The sequence below is a fragment of the Parendozoicomonas verongulae genome (assembly GCF_009711465.1).
Classification (GTDB): Bacteria; Pseudomonadota; Gammaproteobacteria; order Pseudomonadales; family Endozoicomonadaceae; genus Sansalvadorimonas; species Sansalvadorimonas verongulae.
This window is the reverse complement of the sequence record NZ_SMME01000374.1, coordinates 1-677: the sequence shown is the minus strand read 5'-3', so window position 1 is coordinate 677 and position 677 is coordinate 1. Positions and strand designations below refer to the sequence as shown.

Below are 677 nucleotides of genomic sequence, written 5' to 3'. Positions count from 1 at the left end.
GAGGAGGGATAACTGCCTGTTGGTTTAATGCTCAGGTCGGATCTGTAATAGATCAAATGGGACACCATATTCCTCAATCAACGGCTGAGTTGAATACGCTTATGACGAAGGTAACAAGTTATCATCAGTGGGACGGTGCCTGCGAGCATTACCTCAGAACAGCTTTTCGATCCCATGATGCTCTGGTCCTTGATGATGACGATTTAACGATTATCGCTCAGGAATTTATTAATGGGCTGAGACTGGATAGTAGTAGTATCTCAGTACCCAAACCATTGCCTTCGCATATGCCGACGGCGTCTTTTTCCGCTCTTACTGCGCCACATAGACGCAGGAGTCTACGCTCCCGACGCTGAGCAACGTGAGGTGTGGAACCAAAAATGGCTTGTGCTGTCAATATTGTTAGTAATTCAGGGAAAACAGCACAAGGATGATCAAAAATGCAGCCATTTCACGCTATTTCAAGGAAAAGATCTTCAGCCTGTGAACCGGCATTTAGCGCTGAAAAAAGAATATGTAGCTCTGATTCTGATTCGGACTCAGTCTCAAAACTCAGATATGCTCTCTCAAGGTTAGGTACGGATAAGAAGAAAGCTTCCTCTTCCCCGATTCATGATAAACAGGTCAGGCATTCTTCCGTTTTAAATCCTGCATTTGACCTGAAATTTGTTGCTTCT

The 677-nt window shown here is 44.5% G+C and carries 1 protein-coding gene; it reads left to right on the top strand.

Annotation, left to right across the window (positions count from 1 at the left end; translation table 11 throughout):
- Positions 1 to 440 precede the first annotated feature (440 nt).
- Positions 441 to 677: hypothetical protein (locus tag E1189_RS24425; protein WP_230459870.1), on the top strand; the 237-nt coding region annotated here is incomplete at its 3' end.